Source organism: Thalassospiraceae bacterium LMO-JJ14 (genome assembly GCA_021555105.2).
Taxonomy (GTDB): Bacteria; Pseudomonadota; Alphaproteobacteria; order Rhodospirillales; family Casp-alpha2; genus UBA4479.
The window spans coordinates 780607-801075 of record CP134604.1 but is presented as its reverse complement, the minus strand read 5'-3'; the positions used below and the strand labels follow the sequence as shown (position 1 = coordinate 801075).

Annotated in this window: 21 protein-coding genes; 9 read left to right on the top strand and 12 right to left on the bottom strand. The window is 58.7% G+C overall.

Annotated elements, in window-relative coordinates; all coding sequences use genetic code 11:
- Positions 1-25 precede the first annotated feature (25 nt).
- Positions 26-451, top strand: a complete 426-nt coding sequence (locus tag L2D14_03925; GenBank protein ID WNK00577.1) for a CBS domain-containing protein — start codon at positions 26-28, stop codon at positions 449-451.
- Between the two features lie 125 nt (positions 452-576).
- On the opposite strand, the gene L2D14_03920 is transcribed toward L2D14_03925, so the two are convergent.
- The 5 genes from L2D14_03920 to L2D14_03900 all read right to left on the bottom strand — a co-directional run bounded on the left by L2D14_03920 (position 577) and on the right by L2D14_03900 (position 6835).
- The gene (locus tag L2D14_03920; GenBank protein ID WNK00576.1) at positions 577-2493 is read right to left on the bottom strand and encodes a cyclic nucleotide-binding domain-containing protein; all 1917 of its coding nucleotides are present in this window, start codon (positions 2491-2493) and stop codon (positions 577-579) included.
- 124 nt (positions 2494-2617) lie between these two features.
- Positions 2618-4141, bottom strand: a complete 1524-nt coding sequence (locus L2D14_03915; GenBank protein WNK00575.1) for a tetratricopeptide repeat-containing glycosyltransferase family protein — start codon at positions 4139-4141, stop codon at positions 2618-2620.
- 116 nt (positions 4142-4257) lie between these two features.
- Positions 4258-4599, bottom strand: coding sequence for an arsenate reductase (glutaredoxin) (gene arsC / locus L2D14_03910; GenBank protein ID WNK00574.1), 342 nt, complete (start codon positions 4597-4599; stop codon positions 4258-4260).
- Positions 4600-4626: 27 nt separating this feature from the next.
- A complete protein-coding gene (locus L2D14_03905; GenBank protein ID WNK00573.1) occupies positions 4627-5784 on the bottom strand; it encodes a mechanosensitive ion channel family protein in 1158 nt (385 codons plus the stop codon).
- Between the two features lie 76 nt (positions 5785-5860).
- On the bottom strand, positions 5861-6835 hold the full coding sequence (locus tag L2D14_03900; GenBank protein ID WNK00572.1) for a zinc transporter ZntB: 975 nt from the start codon (positions 6833-6835) through the stop codon (positions 5861-5863).
- A gap of 92 nt (positions 6836-6927) precedes the next feature.
- Between L2D14_03900 and L2D14_03895 the strand changes: the two genes are divergently transcribed.
- Positions 6928-8226, top strand: coding sequence for an MFS transporter (locus L2D14_03895; protein WNK00571.1), 1299 nt, complete (start codon positions 6928-6930; stop codon positions 8224-8226).
- 17 nt (positions 8227-8243) lie between these two features.
- Here the strand turns inward: L2D14_03895 and L2D14_03890 are convergent, their stop codons facing one another.
- The gene (locus L2D14_03890) at positions 8244-8843 is read right to left on the bottom strand and encodes a RecX family transcriptional regulator (protein ID WNK00570.1); all 600 of its coding nucleotides are present in this window, start codon (positions 8841-8843) and stop codon (positions 8244-8246) included.
- 112 nt (positions 8844-8955) lie between these two features.
- Here L2D14_03890 and L2D14_03885 point away from each other — a divergent pair, with 112 nt between their 5' ends.
- Positions 8956-9735 carry an ABC transporter permease gene (locus L2D14_03885; GenBank protein ID WNK00569.1) on the top strand — a complete coding sequence of 260 codons (780 nt, stop codon included), beginning with the start codon at positions 8956-8958 and terminating at the stop codon, positions 9733-9735.
- A 15-nt stretch (positions 9736-9750) separates the two neighbouring features.
- On the opposite strand, the gene L2D14_03880 is transcribed toward L2D14_03885, so the two are convergent.
- Positions 9751-10098: a hypothetical protein gene (locus L2D14_03880; GenBank protein WNK00568.1), complete on the bottom strand. Its 348-nt coding sequence runs from the start codon at positions 10096-10098 to the stop codon at positions 9751-9753.
- 190 nt (positions 10099-10288) lie between these two features.
- On the opposite strand from L2D14_03880, the gene L2D14_03875 reads away from it, so the two are divergent.
- From L2D14_03875 to L2D14_03850, 6 genes are all read left to right on the top strand, one after another.
- Complete coding sequence (locus L2D14_03875) at positions 10289-11611, top strand: aminotransferase class I/II-fold pyridoxal phosphate-dependent enzyme (GenBank protein ID WNK00567.1); 1323 nt, start codon at positions 10289-10291, stop codon at positions 11609-11611.
- 109 nt (positions 11612-11720) lie between these two features.
- Positions 11721-12908 carry an aspartate aminotransferase family protein gene (locus L2D14_03870; GenBank protein ID WNK00566.1) on the top strand — a complete coding sequence of 396 codons (1188 nt, stop codon included), beginning with the start codon at positions 11721-11723 and terminating at the stop codon, positions 12906-12908.
- A gap of 1 nt (position 12909) precedes the next feature.
- Positions 12910-13821, top strand: coding sequence for an ornithine carbamoyltransferase (argF, locus tag L2D14_03865; protein ID WNK00565.1), 912 nt, complete (start codon positions 12910-12912; stop codon positions 13819-13821).
- Positions 13809-14636 carry a GNAT family N-acetyltransferase gene (locus L2D14_03860; GenBank protein WNK00564.1) on the top strand — a complete coding sequence of 276 codons (828 nt, stop codon included), beginning with the start codon at positions 13809-13811 and terminating at the stop codon, positions 14634-14636. The genes argF and L2D14_03860 overlap by 13 nt, the downstream gene beginning before the upstream one ends.
- Positions 14633-15553 carry an Hsp33 family molecular chaperone HslO gene (locus tag L2D14_03855; protein ID WNK00563.1) on the top strand — a complete coding sequence of 307 codons (921 nt, stop codon included), beginning with the start codon at positions 14633-14635 and terminating at the stop codon, positions 15551-15553. The genes L2D14_03860 and L2D14_03855 overlap by 4 nt, the downstream gene beginning before the upstream one ends.
- A 44-nt stretch (positions 15554-15597) precedes the next feature.
- Positions 15598-16206 (top strand): hypothetical protein, encoded by a 609-nt coding sequence (locus L2D14_03850; GenBank protein WNK00562.1) that lies wholly within the window; start codon positions 15598-15600, stop codon positions 16204-16206.
- A gap of 28 nt (positions 16207-16234) precedes the next feature.
- On the opposite strand, the gene L2D14_03845 is transcribed toward L2D14_03850, so the two are convergent.
- The 5 genes from L2D14_03845 to L2D14_03825 form a co-directional block, all read right to left on the bottom strand.
- On the bottom strand, positions 16235-16705 hold the full coding sequence (locus L2D14_03845; GenBank protein WNK00561.1) for a hypothetical protein: 471 nt from the start codon (positions 16703-16705) through the stop codon (positions 16235-16237).
- 4 nt (positions 16706-16709) lie between these two features.
- A complete protein-coding gene (locus L2D14_03840) occupies positions 16710-18155 on the bottom strand; it encodes a TrkH family potassium uptake protein (protein WNK00560.1) in 1446 nt (481 codons plus the stop codon).
- Positions 18156-18277: 122 nt separating this feature from the next.
- Positions 18278-18922, bottom strand: coding sequence for a GTP cyclohydrolase I FolE (gene folE, locus L2D14_03835; GenBank protein ID WNK01642.1), 645 nt, complete (start codon positions 18920-18922; stop codon positions 18278-18280).
- A gap of 100 nt (positions 18923-19022) precedes the next feature.
- Complete coding sequence (gene apaG, locus L2D14_03830; GenBank protein WNK00559.1) at positions 19023-19430, bottom strand: Co2+/Mg2+ efflux protein ApaG; 408 nt, start codon at positions 19428-19430, stop codon at positions 19023-19025.
- Between the two features lie 125 nt (positions 19431-19555).
- Positions 19556-20422, bottom strand: a complete 867-nt coding sequence (locus L2D14_03825) for an OmpA family protein (protein ID WNK00558.1) — start codon at positions 20420-20422, stop codon at positions 19556-19558.
- Positions 20423-20469: the final 47 nt, after the last annotated feature.

The window sequence follows — 20469 nt, the reverse complement described above, 5'->3', positions numbered from 1 at the left end:
GTCATCAAAATACGGAGAATGATCAATGGCTGAGGAAAAGCGGCGCCGCGCCTATGACGATACCCTCGTTAAGGACGTAAAGGGCGTAAACGAAGACTTCGTGCTGCACGTTCCCGGCGGCCGGCCCTTGCGCGAAGCCGTCGATTTTCTCGCCGATCACAAGATTGGTCTGACCCTGGTGATCGCATCGGATGGCGCGCTGGCCGGTGTCATCTCGGAACGCGACGTGGTCCGCGCGATATATGAACACGGCAACCACGCCCTCAACATGTCTGTAGACATGTTCATGGCACGCGAGGTCATTACCTGTTCCGACACCGACCGCGCCGTGGATGTCGCAAGAATTATGGCCGAACGCCATTTCCGCCATCTGCCGATCGTCGACAACGGCTTTCTGGCAGGCATGATCAGTGCCACCGATCTTGTCCGGCATTTCGCATCAAAAACCTGAATGTAGGGATTACTTCGGCGGGTATGGCTTGATGAACCTGTTTGTCCGGTTCCAATATTCAGCCATCCATCTTTCGTATAGACTCGCTTAGGCTCGAACCTCTAACAGCAGCAATCGCAGCTCGCTCAACGCAGACGCTCGTCGAGCCAGGTATCGGTTTTCGAGCGGGGGCCGGATGCCGGCACATCAGCACCGGAAACACCACTTGTCCCGCCACTTGCGCCGGGTCCGAATTCCCAGGGTAATGGCGGCGGTTCATCGCCACGCCCTTCCCAGGGCAGTTCCGGCGGCGTTGATTTTTCACGTCCCCGCGACATTGCCTTGTCGACATGGCGAAGATTCTTTTCGGCAATGCCGGCCATTCGGTCGGCGCCTTTCTCAACATAGATCGCACGCGCCGTGCGGAAGGCATCGCGCGCGCCCTGAAGGGCGCTGGTATCGCCGGCAATGCGGCCATACAGGAACAGTGCCGAGCCAAGATTGTTCTGTGCCGACGCCCAGTGCAGCGGCATATGTCTGCGGTCACGCGCAGAGACAACGGCGTTACAGGCTTCGACCGCCTGCAACAGCATGGCCGGGTTGCGGTTTTCACGACCGATGACCAGCGCCACCTGACCGAAGTGTCCCATCGCTTCGGCCCACTCGGACGGGGTCTTTTTCTTGTCATAGATTGTGAGCGTATTTTCGAATGCCACCAGCGCGCGCTCCAGCGTATCGGCATCCCCATTGTCAAAATCGAGGCGGTACAATGCCAGCCCCAGGCGATTGTTCATGGCCGCCCAGTCATAGGGAAAGGCGTCCGGGCCGATCACCCGCAATGCCGCGTCCAGATCGTCGATGGAATCCCTGAGCGCGTTCGTATCGTTGGTGCGTTCCGCAATAAACTGTCCCAGATAAGCTCGGTCCCGATGCACGAAGGCCCATTCCAACGGCGTTCTGTCCGCACTGAAGGCTTCAAGGGAGCTGTCGAAGAGTTGCATCGCCGTCTGCGCATCTTCGGCACGGCGCTTAAAGCGTGTGGCACTGGCAAACGTGCGCGCCACCGTGGCTCTTTCCTCGGCCCGCGCGATCGGATCGAGATGCGGGACTTCCTGCAACAACTGCTCGCGGGCATCGAGCAACAGCACGTCAAGATCGCGGCGTACCGTCAGAAGCTTGCCCGCCTGTTTGGTCCGCACGGTCGCCAGAAGTGCGGCATGCAACCGGTGTGCCGATGCCGCATCCAGAGGCAAAGGCAGGATCAACAGCGTCCAGCCGCCCCCCATGCGGAACTGATCGACAAGGGCTTCTTCGCGCACGAAAAACCTGAGATGCAACAGCGTGCCGGCATTTGCGACCGCACCCCAGACAATGATGTCGCCGCCGTTGTCGACGAGCCAACGTTCCGACGCGCGCTTCAATTCACGCATGGCGCCGATCGGATCCGTTTCAAATTCCAGCATGACCTTTGAGTTCATGGCGCGCGCGCGCAAGCCGCGACGCTTTGACAGCTCGGAAATCAGGTAAGCCGCGGCCTGTTCGCCGCCGTCTCCCTCAAGTGCCGATATACGAACATCCAGGCGATCATAGACATCCGCGAAATCCGGCTTGAGGATGCGTCTCAGCAGGCCGGGTTTGAGGACGCTGGAGGCGGCATCTTCTTCATGAAATTCACCGGCGGTCGATGCCGACAGCGCAACCAGCGCACGTGACGTTGATTGTTCGCCGGATGCGGATTTGTCCTCACTCAGGGCCGGGAGATTTCTTTTCGGTTTTGACTGTTTCTTTGCCGGCTGCTTGCCGAGCAGGCCCGCTGCCTGTTCCTTGCTGACCAACTCGGCGGTGAGCGCACCGAGCGCCTGCACCGTATCGTCCATGACGCGGCCATCGATCAACTCTTCAGCGCCGATCAGCGACCCGCGGTCGAGCACAGCCGTCGGCATCGACATGCCATCGGCGTCACGAGACAACTCAACCGAACCCTGCAGGATACGATAAGCTGTTTCAGGCACGCTGCCTTCGGCGAGCAAAATGTCGCCGGATTTGAACTCTTTGGTTGCCACCCGTCTCTCCTATACGCGCACGCGTACGTCTATGCGCCCAGGCGCCCCTATGGTGGCCTTCAAAGTGTGAAGATGATATTAACGAAAGCCCCGGAAACGAGGCTCAATACAGGATTCGAGTGATCTAGCGCTCGACGATTTCGTCACGCAAGGCGCGCCTGATATCGCCGAAAACCCCGGCCCAGGCGCCATGGCGTTTCTGGCGAAACAGCCGCATGCTCGGATACCAGGGCGAGGTATCGCCACTCCGCATCCAACGCCAGTCAGGGGCGAACGGCACGGCGACCCATACCGGCTTGCCCATGGCGCCGGCCAGGTGTGCCAGCGCGGTATCCACCGTGATCACCAGGTCCAGTTGGGCGACCACCGCGGCAGTATCCGAGAAGTCCCGCAAACGCTCGCCCAGGTCGGTGACCAGCGCTTCGCATCCGTGCTCCTTGATATCGGCAGCAGGTGCGCCTTTCTGCAGCGAATAGACCGACATTCCCGGCAGGCCGAGTATTTCAATGAAATGCTTGAAACCGGAAGAGCGGTTAACGTCGTTCCTGTGCGTCGGACGTCCGGCCCAGGCAATACCGACACGTTTGATGCGGCCCAGCGACGATGGCAACTGCACCGCGCCGGGGTCAAGCGGCCCGACGTAGGGCACATCGGCCGGAATGGTATCCAACCCTGTCCCAAAGATGTGCGCCAAAGACATCATCGGAATCCAGTAATCGAACTTGGGTGGCGTCTGCCCGCGGTTAAAGACCTTGCTGACACCATCGACGGAACCGATGAGGCGCGCCAGTTCGGGCTGCACCTCGACCACCACCTGACCGCCACGCGCCTTGATCATCGGCAGGTAGCGAGCGAACTGAATCATGTCGCCGAACCCCTGTTCATGATGCACAAGCACTGTCTTACCCTTGAGCTCGGCGCCATCCCAGCGCGGCTGGTCGAACTGGCGGGGCGGCGAGCGCTCCAGCAGCCAGCGGCTCTCATACCCTTCGAAGCCTTCTTCGAGCCGGCCCATTTCAAGCAGCGTCAAGGCGCGGTCCCACTGGCAATCGACATGATTTTCATTCAGCGCCAGTGCCTTTTCGAGACAGCTCAACGCGGCTTCCGTCTGACCGAGATCACGCAGCACAAGTCCCAGGTTGTAATAAGCTTCGGTCGAACGCGGCGCCAAGCGGACAGCCTGTTGATGCGAGGCCATCGAGACCTCGAGCCGGCCCAACTCGCGAAGAGCATTGCCCATGTTCGAATAAACGCCGGAATTGTTCGGCTTCAGAACCAGCGAGCGGCGATAGCAGGCAACAGCGGCTTCCAGCTTGCCAAGCGATCGTAGCGCGACGCCCATGTTGTTGTAGACATCGGGCTGCTTGGGATTGAGAAGCAAGGACTTGCCATAGGCTTCGATGGCCTGATCAAGCTTGCCTTCACGGTGCATCGCGGCGGCGTTGCTGAACATCCTGGCCGCTTCGCGTTCACGCAATGCGGCGCGCTGATCCTCGGGCAGGGACCGCCACATTTCCAGCTTTTCAGGGTCGACCGTATGCGGGCGCGACTCTACCGTCGCCGCCGGTTCTTTATTCTCACGTGGACGAAGCACCGCCTTGGCGCGCTTTTTCGGCGCCGCTTTGGCCTTCCCGGACTGTTTCGCCATTTTGGCCGCCCCCCGTTGGCATTTCCTTACAGGCATATTGCAAGGGGTTTTATCCAACCGCAAGCGCTCTGCACGGCCATGCGCAAGGGCCTGCGCTTATTTGCCTCGAATTTTAATCAAATTAGAGAGTTCACGTTTTCCGGCGGACGGCCCATGACCGCCTTGTCAGCGCCGACTACGATCGGCCGTTCAATGATGACCGGTGTCTTGACCATCGCGTCGATCAGCGCCGCTTCACTCATCGCGGCAATGTCGAGACCGGCTTCCTTCGCTTCTTTTTTGCGAATAATATCGTGGGCCTTCATGCCCAACAGGCCGAGTATCCGTTTCAGTTCAGTTTTAGAGGGCGGCGTCGTGAGGTATTCGACCACCGTAAATTCCGCTTTACTGTCTTCCAGAATCGCCAGTGTCTGACGCGATTTCGAACACCTCGGGTTGTGATAAATCGTTATCGCCATAGGGAACCTCCAAAAATTCGGGATTTTCTAGTCGTCTTGCTGTGCCGGCTGCTGTTGCGGTGGAACGAACAATTCCGGTGCTTCTCCCGGCACTTTTTCGATATATACAGACGTTGACGGGAAGGCGAAACCGGTGCCGGCACCGTGCACAACATCCATGATCTTATAGGCCAGCCGTTCCTTGATTTCCAGCCACTCGCCCCAAACCTTGGTATGCGTAAAACAGTAAACCAGAATATCGATCGATGAATCGTTGAAGCGGTCGATGCGAACGAAAGTGTTCGTTTCACTGGCATCGACAAATTCATCGCCGTTTTCGATATAGTCGGCAATGCTGTCGCGAATTTCGCGAAGCTGCTCGATGCTGGTGCTGTACTCGACACCGATGTGCCAGTAAATCCGGCGGTACGTCATATCCGAGAAATTGGTGACGGCGGTATCCGACAACTGCGCGTTCGGCACCATTACCGGCGCCTTGTCGAAACGGCGGATCACGGTCGAGCGGAAACCGATGGTTTCGACCACGCCTTCGACCACACCATCGACCTGAATCCAGTCGCCCTTGCGGAATCTTTTTTCACCTAAAATCAGAATCCCCGCGATCAGGTTCTTGAACAGGTCCTGCGCGCCAAGCGCCACGGCAACACCGAATAGCCCGGCCCCTGCGATGATCGGGCCGATCTGAATCCCCCAGATCTGCAGCACCGTCGCCGCACCGACCAGAACCACGGCAACACGGAGTGCCTTCATGATCCATTCGATCAGTTCATGGCTCAGCAGTTCTTCCAGTTTTACGAATGCCTTTGAAAGCGGCCCCAGCGCCCGCATCATCGCCCAGAAAATGACGACGGCGATCAATGTCCGCGTGATGTTCTCGGCAATCGTCTCGACGACGCCCTGGAACTGCAGATAGTTGGTTGCGACAAAAATCCCGAAGACAACGGGAATGGCACGCAGCGGCGGGGCAATGGCGTCGACGATGGCGTCATCGATTTTCCATGCCGTGCTTTTCGCCATGCGCCGGAGCCAGCCGATCAGGAACTTCGCGATCAGACCGCGCAGCACGAAGAACGCGAACAGGATCAAAAGCGCATTGATGGCCAGGCCGATATCGACACCGCCAACGCCGTTCCGCCAGACATCGGCAACTAGCGCCCAGAAATCTTTCAGATCATTCGTGTTCAAGAAAAGTCTCCGTTACGACGGCCCGAACAATTGCACGAGAGATAGTCGACAATTCCACCGGTTTCAAACCGCACGGCTAAATCCACTTGAGCCGGCGGAAGATCAATACCTGCAGTGCAACGACCGCTGCCAGCAGGATCATGATGACAAGAAAGCCGTCCTTGTTTTCCGCCAACGGCACGCCGCCGACGTTCATGCCGAGCATCCCGGTGATCACGCCCAGAGGCAGCATCAGCGCGGCAACGACGCTCAGCGTGTACATGTTGCGGTTCATGTGTTCGGCCGTGCGGTTGGCCAGTTCATCCTGGATAACTGCTGCGCGTTCACGCATGGCGTCGAGGTCCTCGACGATGCGCGCGACCTGATCGGCACATTCGCGGAACGCCATACGGTGATCGGGCGCCATCCAGGCGATGTTCTCGGCCTGCACCCTGGCCAGCGCTTCGCGCTGCGGTGCGAGATAACGCCTGAGCGCAATCGCTTCGCGACGGTGTACCTTGAGTCGGTGGCGGATATCGGCGGTCGGGTTTTCCACCATGTCGTTTTCGAGAGAATCGATTTCGTCACTCATATCCTCGATCACCGGCGCCATCCGCTGCACCAGTCCCTGTGCCAGCATCCGTAGTGTATCGCTGCTGTTTACCGGGCCATTACCGGTGGCAATTTTCTCGCGAACGTCGTTGACGGCCATAAGCCTGCGCAGCCGGACGGTGATGATTCGGTCATGTTCGACCCATATCCGCAAACTGACCATATCCTCAGGATCGGCGCCGGGGTTTAAATTGACCCCGCGCAAGGTCATCAGAATGCCATCGTCCATGAAGGCGACCCGTGGCCGTGTCTCACCGGCCAACAAGGCATCGACATGCAAATGCTTGAGACCGCTTTTTTGCCGCAACCAGTCTTCGGTTCTTTCACCGTTCCGGTCCATATGCAGCCATACCGGCGCATTCTCGGGTGTGCCTTGCTCGATATCCTGCCAACTAAGCTCACGGCCGCCGCCTTTACCATCCAGCACATAGGCGCCGATCAAACCATCCTGCTCACTCATTCTATCTCTCCACAGGTTTTTAGCCGCAACGGGTGGCACAGCCTCATCAAAACACTAGAATAGCCGACTGGGAGAGACAAAGGGAGAGCGACTTGAATTCCGTCCGCGAACAGATCGTTTCCATTTCGTCGCTGCTGATAGGCATGTCGATGCTGCTGATCGGCAACAGCCTGCAAGGGACGTTGATTGCGATCCGCGCCGTCGGCGAATCCTTCACTCCGCATTCCATCGGCGTCATGGCATCGGGTTATTTTCTGGGTTTCGTCATCGGTACGATGGTTACGGCCTATCTGATCGAACGCGCCGGGCACATACGCGGCTTTACCGCCCTGGCGTCGTTGGCGTCGGCAGCGGCGCTCGGCCATATCATCATTATCGATCCCATTGCATGGACGGTTTTTCGCGGCATTTCAGGTTTCTGCTTCGCCGGCATCTACATGGTGATCGAGAGTTGGCTCAACGAACGCGCCACAAATGAAACCCGAGGCCAGGTGCTGGCCGCCTACATGATCGTCAATCTGTTATCGCTGACCGTCGGGCAGTTCCTGATTTCGGTAGCAGACCCGCTCGGCTACGTCCTTTTCTGCATCGTCTCAATACTGGTGTCGATTGCCATTATCCCTGTGTCCGTCACCCGGACACAGGCGCCGGTGCCGCAAAAACCGCGACCGCTGCCGATCCGCAGGCTTTTCAAGATCTCACCGCTGGGTTTTATCGGCTGCCTCGCCTATGGATTGGCGATGGGCGCGTTTTGGGGCCTTGCGCCGGTGTTCGCCGGACTGGTCGGTCTCGACGTCAACGGGATCGCCGTGTTTATGTCACTATGCATTCTCGGCGGCGGCCTGATGCAATGGCCCATGGGCTGGCTGTCGGACCACTTCGATCGCCGGGTCGTGCTGGCCGTCGCCTGCTTCGCCGGCGGTGCGATGTCGTTCATGGTTGCCACCGGTGGCATGATAAAACCGGACCTATTGCTCTACATGGCCATTATTTTCGGCGCTTCGACATTCCCGATCTACGCCGTTACGGTGTCGCACGCCAACGATTATGTAAACGCCGATGAGCGCGTACTTGTCAGCGGCACACTCTTGTTGACCTATGGCGCCGGTGCCATCGTCGGTCCACTGCTTGCCGGACCGATTATGGACAGGCTGGGTGCCGAAGGCCTGTTTTTCTATATCGGCGGTGTGTTTAGCCTCGTCGGTGTTTATGCCCTGTGGCGGATGACCCGCCGCGCCGCACCGAAAGCCGAAGACAAGACCGACTTCGTGCCGACCCCTGGGGCAACACCGCTTGCCGGTGAACTCGACCCGCACGCTGAGCTCCTGGAAGAATCAGCGAATGAGCGGCGTGATGCCGCAGACCTGCTGAAAGGCGAGATCAACCGATAAGCCCCTCTCAAAGCCCGCTAATCGGAAGCGGCGGCCAGTTCCAGTTCTTCGGCACTGTCCGCATCCAACACCTGACAGACGACATCATAAGAAAACCCGGCCCGGGCGAGCACCGCCATATCTTTGTCGCGGCGGGCTTCGCGGACGTCCTTGTCTTCAGACAGATAAGGGCCGAGCCGACGCCGACGCGCCAGCCTGAGCGCCGCAGACAAATCCAGATCCCGAACCTCGACCTCGGCAGCGAGCGCCGCAAGTCCGGCATCGATATTGTCTTCGCTCAATCCTTTTTGCTGCAATTTGTAGCGGATGCCCCGCACCGGCGTGCCTTTGGCGTGCAGTGAACGCGCCCGCATTTCGGCATAAGCCTGATCGTTGAGGAACCCCAACCGCTCGAACTTGGCGATAATGGCATCGACGAAACCGGCACCTTCATCGGCATCGGTGCCGTGATGCGCCACCGAACGCTTAACTTTCTGCATCATCAACTGACGCAGATGCGTACTCGAGGTTGCGAAGCGGCCAAGGTAATGGGCCGCGGAATTTTCAAGATAACTGGCCGTCGCCTTGCGCGGTCCCCGGCGGCGTTTCGCCGGCTTGCTTTCCCCGTCTTCGCTCATGTCCCGTTCCGGTTAAAAAACTGCAACACTGGTTTCCGCTCTCCTCAGTCTTTATATAGACATGCAAGAATAACAAACGAAATACCTGAACATCCAAATCGAGACGCCCTGCATGCAACAACCGACGACATCCAACGCCATTGGTCTTTGGACATTGTATAATCGTGAAGTGCGACGCTTCATGAAGGTTTATACCCAGACCCTGCTGGCACCCGTGATTACCACGCTGTTGTTTCTGGCTGTCTTTACCCTGGCGCTCGGGAAATTCCGGCCCGATGTGCACGGCGTCCCGTTCTCCGAATTTCTGGCGCCCGGCCTGATCATGATGGCGATTGCGCAAAACGCTTTCGCCAACACATCAAGCTCGATCATGATCGCCAAGGTTCAGGGCAATATAGTCGATACCCTGATGCCGCCGTTTTCACCGCTGGAGCTTGTAACCGGGATTGCCTTCGGCGGCGTTACGCGAGGTGTCTGCGTCGGCATCTCGGTCGCGCTGGCAATGTCGCTGGTTGTCGGTCTGTCCATCTCAAGCATCTGCCTGATCGCCTATCATGCCCTGATGGCATCTCTGATGTTGGCGTTGCTTGGCATTATCGCCGGGATCTGGGCCGACAAGTTCGATCACATGGCCGCCGTTACCAACTTCGTCATCACCCCGCTGGCGTTCCTTTCCGGGACGTTTTATTCCATCGACCGCCTGCCGGAAATCGGACAAGCGATCGCGCATCTGAATCCGTTCTTCTATATGATCGACGGTTTCCGTTCGGGCTTCATCGGCCATGCGGATGCGCCGTCTTTGCTTGGTATTGCGGTGATGGCCGGGGTGAATGCGGTTTTATGGAGTGTCTGCACGTGGATGTTCAAAAGCGGGTACAAGCTTAAGCCCTGACCCGGCATCCCCGGACTAGCGTCCGTTGACGGTCAGCTTGCGTGCGAGCTGCTTCTTGCTTTCTTCTTCGGCTTTCGCATAAGCGATAAGCAGCGGTTCGATTTTATCACTGATGGCGTGAATTTCGCGCGTCTGCGCCAATTCGGATTCCTCAAGAGACTTGGCGGTTCTGGCCAGCATTTCAACAGCACCGTTAATGACCCGGTCCTGCTTCACCGCCTTCTCCGCAAGCGTCGTCTCAGCTTCATTCATCCGCTCTTCGATCATCAGCTGACAGCGCTTGGAAATCTCCGTCGAAAACACAATGCCAGCGATGCCGAAGAACAGCGCAAAAACACTCACAAGATGAAAGAATGCGTCCAATGGTTGTCCTTACCCTCAATTATTACTCATACTATAGTTGCAAACGGTTCTCGATTAAATGATGCAAATCACACCTGACATAAAAAAAAGGCGCCCTATGTCGGACACCTGCGCCGTCTTTAAGCTGTACCCGGGCATCCTTAAGCCGCTACAAATCATCGCCTAAGCTCAACGATCCGGATTTTGCCAAATGACGCACCTAGCCCGCCGTACATGGACGCCTGAAGCCTGTGAAGCCTATGTTCAACAGATTGCCGGCGAGACCGCGTCTGCCGATGCAGATACGGTGGATGCACGCATTCACGGTCTGATTGCAGAAAACAGGCGAATTCATGAAGTCGACTGCATCAACCTCAATCCGGCCACGAATATCATGAACCCACGCGCCGAAGCCGCATTGGCATCCGGCCTGGGCTCGCGCCCATCACTCGGATATCCGGGCGACAAGTATGAAATGGGTCTGGAAGCGATCGAACAGATCGAGGTGATCTGCGCCGAGCTGGCAGCAGAAATTTTCCAGGCCGCATACGCGGAAATCCGCGTCGGGTCCGGGGCGCTTGCCAATCTGTATGCCTTCATGGCGACGACAAAACCGGGCGACGCCGTCATCGTCCCGCCGTCCAGTATCGGCGGGCACGTGACGCACCACGAGGCCGGTGCCGCCGGCCTGTACGGCGTCGACATCCACCCGGCCCCGGTGCTTGCAGACGGCTATAGCGTCGATGTGGATGCGCTCAGTATTCTCGCCGATCAGGTTAAGCCCGTGCTGATCACCATTGGCGGCAGCCTTAATCTTTTTGCCCACCCGCTCGCCGACATCCGTGTGATCGCTGACCGGGTCGGTGCCAAGGTGCTTTTCGATGCCGCGCATCTGTGCGGCATGATCGCCGGGCGCGCATGGGAAAACCCGCTCACCCAAGGCGCCGACATCATGACCATGAGCACGTACAAAAGCCTTGGCGGTCCTGCCGGCGGCCTGATTGTCAGCAATAACGCCGCGATCGCCGAACGGCTGGACAGGATCGCCTTCCCGGGATTGACCGCCAATTTCGACGCCGCGAAATCGGCGGCCTTGGCGATCACCCTGCTGGACTGGCGTCAATACGGCGAGGCATATGCCCAAAGGATGTGCGAACTGTCGTCCAAGCTCGCCACAGAACTCGATGCCCTCGGCTTGCCGGTTTACGCCAAGGATCAAGGGTTCACCACCTCGCACCAGTTTGCCATCGAAGCACAAACCTTTGCAGGCGGCCAACACGCGGCAAAACGCCTGAGAGACGCAAACATCCTGACTTGCGGTATTGGCCTGCCGATAACGGACGTTGCAGGAGACGTTAACGGCCTCAGGATCGGCACGCCGGAAATTGCGCGCATCGGCATGGGCATCGACGATATGGCGGAACTGGCGTCGCTGATCCATCGCGGCCTGACCGGGAACGACGCCCGTGCTGTCGCCGAAGAGACGCGCCGGATGCGCCAACGTTTCACCGGGCTTCATTTCATCCGCACGTGACATTCTCGTTGCGCAATCAACGTCCTGATTGACAGCGACAAGCCGCGTCACGATACTCCTCGGCTTTCCCGGGGCCCATGCAGGCCCCCCATATGCAGGAGCAAAGGTCATGATACCGGCAGTTATGCCCACATACGCCCGTTACGATCTTGCCTTCGATCACGGCGAAGGCGCGTATTTGTGGGATACCGAAGGCCGACGTTATCTCGACTTCGGCGCAGGCATCGCCGTCGCGTCCATCGGCCATTGTCATCCGCATCTGGTCGAGGCGATCCGCGAGCAGGCCGGTAAGCTGATGCACACGTCGAACCTGTATCACATTCCGGGCCAGGAACGGCTGGCCGACCGGCTGGTCGAAAACACCTTTGCCGATGCCGTGTTCTTCAACAATTCCGGCAATGAAGCGGTTGAGATGGGCGTCAAGATGATGCGCCGGTATCATTATGCCAACGGACATCCGGAACGCTACCGGGTGATTACCGTCAATGGCGCATTTCACGGCCGTTCGCTCGCCATGTTGTCCGCCGGCAAACAGGAAAAGCACCTGAAGGGTTTCGGTCCCGAAGTCGACGGCTTCGATCAGGTTGCGTTCGATAACCTGAACGAGCTGAAAGCCGCCATCGGCCCCGAGACTGCCGGTATTCTGGTCGAGCCGGTGCAGGGCGAAGGCGGCATCCGCCCGATGAGCAAGGCGTATCTTCAGAGTCTTCGCGCCATCGCCGACGAGTTTGACCTGCTGTTGATGTTCGACGAGGTGCAGTGCGGCGTCGGACGGACCGGCAAGCTGTTTGCCTACGAATGGTCCGGCATTCATCCCGATATCCTGGCCTCGGCCAAAGGCATCGGTGGCGGGTTCCCACTGGGCGCGACGATGGCGACAGAGAAAGTCGCCGCCGCCATGACCGCGGGCTCACATGGATCCACGTATGGCGGCAATCCGCTGGCCATGGCGGCAGGGAATGCCGTGCTCGACGTCTTGCTTGAACAAGGCTTCATGGAAAGCGTCCGGAAAGTTGCCGCCGAGTTGAAAACAGGCCTGGAAGACATCGCGTCCCGCCATGCGTCCTTGTATGAGGATGCCCGCGGTACCGGCCTGATGCTGGGACTCAAGTGCACAAGCGGCACGGTCAACGGCGACGTCGTTGCGAAACTCATGCAGCACGGCCTGCTGTCCGTCCCCGCCGGCGACAATGTTGTGCGTTTCGTGCCACCGCTGGTGATCACGTCCGAAAACGTCAAGGAAGCGCTGTCCATCATCGATGCCGCCAGCATCGAACTGGAAAAAGGTGCAGCCTGACATGACGGCACCGAAACACTTTCTCGATATCGACCGCCTCGATAGCGATACGCTGAACAGCATTCTCAAGCTTGGGCACGACCTGAAACAGGCACGCCGCTCAGGCGCCGCGCCGAAGCCGCTCGACGGCAAATCGCTGGTCATGATTTTTGAAAAACCATCGACGCGTACCTGGGTCTCGTTTCAGGTCGGCATGCAGGAACTGGGCGGATTCACGGTCCTGCTGACCGATGAACAATCGCAACTGGGCCGCGGTGAAACTGTCGCCGACACGGCGCGTGTGCTGTCGCGATATGCCGATGCGATCATGATCCGCACCGACGATCCGGCGAAGCTGGCCGAGCTTGAGGCCTATGCCACCGTGCCGGTCATCAACGGCCTTACCGATTCATCGCACCCATGCCAGATCATGGCCGATATCATGACGTTCGAGGAACACCGCGGTTCTATCAAGGATCGTGCCGTGGCCTGGACCGGCGACGGCAACAATGTGGTGGCGAGCTGGATTCATGCCGCCGCCCGGTTCGGTTTCGAAATGCGCGTGGCCACGCCGGATGAGCTGAAGCCCAGCCAGCAGATCATCGACTGGGCCGCCGACCAAGGGGCTAAAGTCGTACTGACGGAAGATCCGGGCGAAGCGGTCAGCGGCGCCGATCTTGTCGTCACCGACACCTGGGTCTCCATGGGCGACAAGGATGCCGGTACGCGCCACAACATGCTGACGCCGTACCGTGTCGACGACGCACTGATGGCGAAAGCCGATAAAGATGCGCTGTTCATGCACTGCCTGCCGGCACATCGCGGCGAGGAAGTCATGGAGTCCGTCATCGACGGGCCACAATCGGTGGTCTGGGACGAGGCCGAGAACCGGCTGCACGTCCAGAAAGCCATACTGGCGTGGTGTCTGAGTTAGTACCAATTGTTTCGGGTCCGGACGAAACCGTCTTCAGCCGTCCGTCACTGTCCCGGGAAGATATTCTTGCGCTCGACCGCCTGGCCATCGCCGCATGGGCCGCGCCGGAACAGGAACATTTCGGCGGATGGCTTTTCAGATTCGCCGCCGGTGTCAGCCGGCGCGCAAATTCCGCCGCTCCGCTTCCCCCCGAAGCAAACGTTTCCGTCGATGATCTGATCGCTCACACCGAAGAATTTTACCGCTCCCATGACCTGCCACCACGTGTACAGATCTCTCCCGCAGCGGAACCGGCGGGCATCGACAGCATTCTTGCCGAATGCGGATACACCCGGGAATCCGCTGTCACGATCATGATCGCCGATGCATGGACGCTCGCCAGGGACGACAGGGACGACAGGGACGACAGGGCAGACGTGCTGGAAGCCGCCCCTGAGGGCTGGTGGGACTTGTATATAGAAGGCTTCAACCGCGATGCCCGCGGGGTTGCGGCGCGGGCGGCCGACACCCCCCTGTTCGCCGGCATTCCTCGCAATCAAGATGCAATACCGGCCCTGCAGGATGCCATCGGCCTGGGCATCATAGGGGGGAACTGGCTGGGTCTTTTCGGTATGTATACACGCACCGAAGCCCGCAAATCGGGCCACGGGACCCGCATCATCCACGCGTTGGCCCGCAAGGCGGTTGATCGCGGCGCCTTTGGTGTCTATCTGCAGGTGGAAGACGACAATCCCGTAGCGCGCCGATTTTATGAAAACCTCGGCTTTCGAGGCGTCTACGGATATCATTACCGCACACTTTGGAACCGACCTTGAACGACATACCTGCACAAAGCGATTTCGGCGACTTCGTCCAGACCTTTCAGATCGAGGATCTGAATATCCGCGGACGCCTGATCCGTCTCGATGATGCCTTTAACGAAGCAATCAGACAGCACGGTTATCCGCCGGCCATCAAGCACCTGATCGGCGAAACCATGGTGCTGACCGCCATCCTGGCGAGCGCCCTTAAATATGACGGTGTCTTTACGCTGCAGGTACAAGGCGACGGGCCGGTCAGCCTGATCATGGCCGATATTACGTCGGACGGCGCCATGCGCGCCTATGCCAAGCTCAGAGAGGGTGTCAGCGAATCCGACATCACCGGGGGATCCATTCCGCAGACCCTCGGCGCCGGACGCATGGCGTTCACCGTCGATCAGGGCCCCGACACGGAACGCTATCAGGGCATCACCGAATTGACCGGTGCCACGCTCGCCGATTGCGCACATAACTATTTCCGCCAATCCGAACAACTTGAGACGGCAATCGCCATCACCGCCAGTGGCGGCGAAGAAGGCACACCCGTGCATGCCGCCGGTCTGATGCTGCAACGCTTGCCCGCCTCGAAAGACGGTGAACAGGAAGAAGAGAACTGGCGGCGCGCCGTCGTCCTGATGAGTTCGATCACGTCCGCAGAGCTTCTCGACCCCGCGCTCAGTGCATCGCAGATTCTTTACCGCCTGTATCACGAGGACGGAGTGCGGCTTTACGTGCAGCGCGTTTTAAGACATGAATGCCGTTGTTCGGAAGAGCGCGTCAGCCGTACGCTGCGCTCATTCCCACGCGCCGAAATCGACGACATGGCGGACGACGGTCTTATTACCGTCACTTGCGAGTTCTGCAGAACCGACTACGTATACGATGCGGACCGTCTCGATGATCTTTTTACCGAACCCCCGTCTGGGACCTGAACTCGGATCAAACCAGACCAGATTTTCAACCGGAGACCTTCCATATGCGCCCCTTACGCCTGTTTCGCAAAATCGCCCTGCTCACCTGCGCGCTTTTCGTTCTTGGCAGCGTTGGCGCCTGTGTGACACCACCCCCGCCAAAGCCGCAATTTCCCGAGCTGACGTTCACGCATCTGCCGGCGATCACTCTTGGTGTCGCAAACATCGAAATCGTCGACAACTTCACGCCGCCATCCGATCCGAAACATGTCGAGAACCGTATGCCCGTCACGCCCGAACGTGCGCTGAAAAACTGGGCCCGCGACCGATTGCGTGCCAATGGCGTATCCGGTGTTGCGAAATTCATTATTGAGAATGCTTCGGTCACGGAAACCGAGCTTGCCCGCTCCAAGGGCCTGACCGGCGTCTTCACCACCGAACAGGCGCAACGCTATGACGTCGGCGTAAAGGTCCTGGTTCGTCTGGAGGGTGTGCCCCGTGTCAGCGAAGCCTACGCCGAAGCCGACATCACGCGTTCACAGACCATCTCCGAAAACGCCTCGGTCAACGTCCGAGACGAAACCCTGTTCAATCTGACCGAGCAGGCGATGAAGGATTTCGATCCGCAAATGTCGGCATCGATCCGCAAACATCTGGCCGACTTCATACGCTGAGGCCGCCGCCGGGGCCCGGCCGGAGCGTTCAGATGTCGTCGGCGAATTCAGCCGGCACTTCATTGGCCATGGTGATATCGAGATCGAACCCGGTTTCTTTTTTGACCAGCTTGCGGGCTTTAGCGACATGGGGTTGACCCCGGTGCAGTTCCCGCCACAACGTCACCCCCTGCCCAAACAGCGATGGATCGGCAACGCAACGCAGTGAGTGCACCCAGATCTGCAGACCAAGGGAATCGTGCTGACGCTTGTTTCGGGTCAGGACATTCACCGCCTTGGCCAGTTCATGCTGATACATCGGCTGCGCGCCAGCCAACGCCGTCAGATCCCTGAGGTCGGCGCCTTCATTAAACAGAGCATTCCTGTGATGCGTGGCGATGGCCAGCACAAGACCGATACTTTCATCATCGAGGGTGCGAAGGTGTTCGATCAGGCGCACCGCCTCCTTGCGATATCGTTTCTGCGCCCAACCGCGCATCATTCCGGCAAAGGGATTCATCGGATTATGGCCGCCAGAAACTGCGGCTGAACAGAACGATCACGGTAAACAGCTCAAGCCGCCCCAACAGCATACCGAGCGACATCAGCCACTTGGCGGCATCCGGGAATGTCGAGAAATTGCCGGCCGGCCCGGCAATCGGTCCCAGTGCCGGCCCGACGTTGGCGATCGACGTGGCCGCGGATGAAAACGCCGTCATGAAGTCGAGGCCGAGCAAGCTCAAGCCCAGTGTCAGCAGGGCAAAGGTAAAGAACCACATGAAAAAGAACGACAGCACGGAGATGATGATCTCTTCCGAGATCGGCCGCTTGTTGAAGTACGGGATAAAAACACCGTGGGGCTGCAAAAGGTGGTGGATCTGTGTACGGGCGGCGGCGTACAGGACCTGAAAGCGGAACACCTTGATGCCGCAAGTGGTCGACCCGGCACAGCCGCCGATAAACATGATGAAGAAGAAAATCACCGGCGAGAATGATCCCCACAGCCCATAATCGTCAGTGGCGTAGCCGGTGCCGGTAATTATCGAAGCAATATTGAAGGCCGCGAGCCGAAGCGCTTCCAACGGCTGCTCGCCGATTTCCAGAACCAGCCATCCCGTGATTGCCGCAATCACGCAGGCAACGAATACAATGAACCACTGCACCTGACTGTCGTTGACCACGGCCATCAGATTGCCCTGCAACGTGCGCAGATACAAAATGAACGGCAAGGCACCAACCAACATCCCGGCGGTGGCGATGTAATCGATGGTCGCGGATTCGAAATGTGCGATTGAAGCGTCATGCGAAGAGAACCCGCCCGTGGCAATCGTCGTCATCGCATGCACGACGGCATCGAAACCGTCCATGCCGGCAAGCCAGTAAAAACCTGTCCACAACATGGTCAGGCCGAAATAGATAACACCGATGGCTGAAGCAATCTGTGCCGCGCGCGGCATCGCCTTGTCGGACTGATCCGAGCTTTCCATGCGGAACAACTGCATCCCGCCGACCTGCAGCAACGGCAGCACGGCAATGCCCATGACGATGATACCGATCCCGCCGAGCCACTGCAGCAGGGCACGCCACAACAAGATGCCGGGAGGTGCATTGTCGAGCCCGACAATCACCGTGGACCCGGTTGTGGTAATTCCGGACATGGCCTCGAACAGCGCATCGGTAAAATTCATGTCCAACTCGGAAAACACGAACGGCAGCGCCGCAAACAGCGTCATCGTCGCCCAGCTTGCCGTGGTAATCATGAATGCATGACGGATGGTCAGTTTCAGACCACGGACCTTCGACGTCAGCGCCATAGTGACGCCGACGAAGAACGTGGTACTGGCCGCCATCGCAAAAACCTGCCAATCGGGATGCCCATAGGCAAAATCGGCAATGGCCGGCAGGCACATCACAACCGCAAGCGTCGCCAGCAGCAAGCCGACGATAAAGATTGCCGGTCGAAAATCCATTGAAAATCCGGTCCCCGTCCGCCTGTTTCAGGCCCTCAAGATACAAAAGCGCGCGGCGCGAAGCGGGTCAAGCCCAGACAGCGGCAACTGATGGCATGCCTTACTGGCTGCTAAGGAAAATATCAGGCGAAGTTGCCGCCGTCGTGATTGACCATGGACAAGAACTCGCGCCGGGTTGCCGGATCGTCACGGAACGCGCCGAGCATACGACTCGTCACCAGCGACACACCCGGTTTGTGAACGCCGCGCATGGTCATGCACTGGTGCACGGCTTCGACGATAACCGCCACACCGCGCGGCTCCAGCACTTCATCGATCGTATTGGCAATCTGCGCCGTCAGCTTCTCCTGAATTTGCAGCCTTTTGCCATAGGCCTCGACCACACGGGCCAGCTTGGAAATACCGACGACACGGCGGTCCGGCAAATAGGCGACATGCGCCTTGCCGATAAACGGCACCATGTGATGTTCGCAATGGCTTTCCAGACGAATATCTTTCAGCAGAACGATCTCGTCGTAGCCTTCGGTTTCCTCGAAGGTTTTTTCCAGATAGCTTCTCGGGCAGACGTCGTAGCCGTTGAAGAATTCTTCATAGGCGCGGACCACTCTGGCCGGGGTTTCCAGGAGTCCCTCACGCTCGGGGTCGTCACCGGCCCAGCGGATTAGCGTGCGCACAGCGGCTTCGGCTTCCTCGCGGGCCGGCCGCTCGACATCGGGGCCCTTGTCGAGTTCCGGGGATACATGCTTGTGCGTGTTGGCGGAAGCCATGCTCAGCGGTTTATGATCTGTCACGGTTTATCCTAACTTCTCTGACCTGGTGCCCTCGTTATGCTTGTTCATTACGGGCAAATATAACGTATGGATCAGATTAATGCACGGCGCGCGGCGGTTCCGGGCCGTCGAGCGAGAATGCCGGCACCTGCACGGCAAAACGCCGCCCCGAAGCATCAATCATCTGGAATATACCGGTCATGAAGCCGGTCGACGTCGCCAACGGGGTGCCGCTGGAATATTCATAATGATCCCCGGGTTCCAGCACCGGTTTTTCACCGACAACACCGTCGCCGATAACCTCATGGGCGCGGCCGTTCCCATCGGTAATCCGCCAGCGGCGGGTCAGAAGCTGTACCGTTTCCTCGCCGAGGTTTTCGACCCGAACCTGATAGGCCCAGACATGGCGGTTTTCGTCGGGATCCGACTGGGAGTCGATATAGGCTGAGGCAACCTGCACGCGGATGCCGTCGGTGGTCTGTTCGAAGGTCGGAAACTCGTTCATCAATGGCCCTTTCGCGGATGCGGCCCGAGTATCGCCCGGCGCTCGCGGCTGCATTAAGCCGGAGCACCGGGGCCTTGTCCAGCCACCGTGTAAGGTGCCGCGTAAGCGCTAATCCGTCCCCACCCTTACAACAATTTATCCGGACCGATGACGATCTCGACACGGCGGTTCTCATCGCTTTTCTGGCCATCCGGCGTCACGACGCGGGGGTATGTTTCGCCGAATCCGATGGTGCTGATCTGTCCGGCTGACACGCCTCGCGCCCTGAGCATCCCGGCAACCCGTTCGGCACGGGCTTGAGAAAGATGCTGATTAAGTCTGGCCGAGCCGGACTTGTCGGCATGACCGCCCAGCACAATTCGCATGTTACGTGCCGATTTTGCATACTCGGCGGCTTTATCCAGGACACGGTCGGCACCGACGGCAGGCATGCTCGAACCCAGGGGAAACGTTACATTGAAGGATTTCAAAGCGGCGGTCTGGGCAGCGACCGTCTTGCCGGCGGCTTTCAGGGCAACGGCGGTTTCGCTCGCGTATTCCATAAAGCCGTCGCGACAGAAGCCGATATCCAGCGGCTGATCCCCTTCGGCCGCCTGTTCGGCCCAGCAATCGAGCCTGGCAATCGCCTGGCCGGTTGCTATCGGTGCGACACGGTCCGCGCCCAGTGCTCGCATGTGATTGAGGTATCTGTAAGCGGCTGCAATCTCGGCGTTAGCAAGCTCTTTGCCGGGTTCGGCCCCGACCAGGCCGGCGGCGGCGGCCATCGCCTTTTCGGAGAAGGCGATGGCAGAGGCCTTGTCCCACATCTGTTTGTCTTCGAAATATGCAAGGCGCTTGTATTCCCGTGCGGCCTCGGCACTGACATCACGGCCACGTATATCAAGCTCACGCGCCGCTTCGATTTCCGGATTGGCGCAGGCACTTAAAACTGCGGCGAAGGCCAGAAGGCAGCCTGCAGCCGTTAAATTCTTGGTTGTCGGTTTGTTGAACATCTGGGGCTCCTGTTTCCATGCTGTTGGAAACCTGAATACCCTGCACA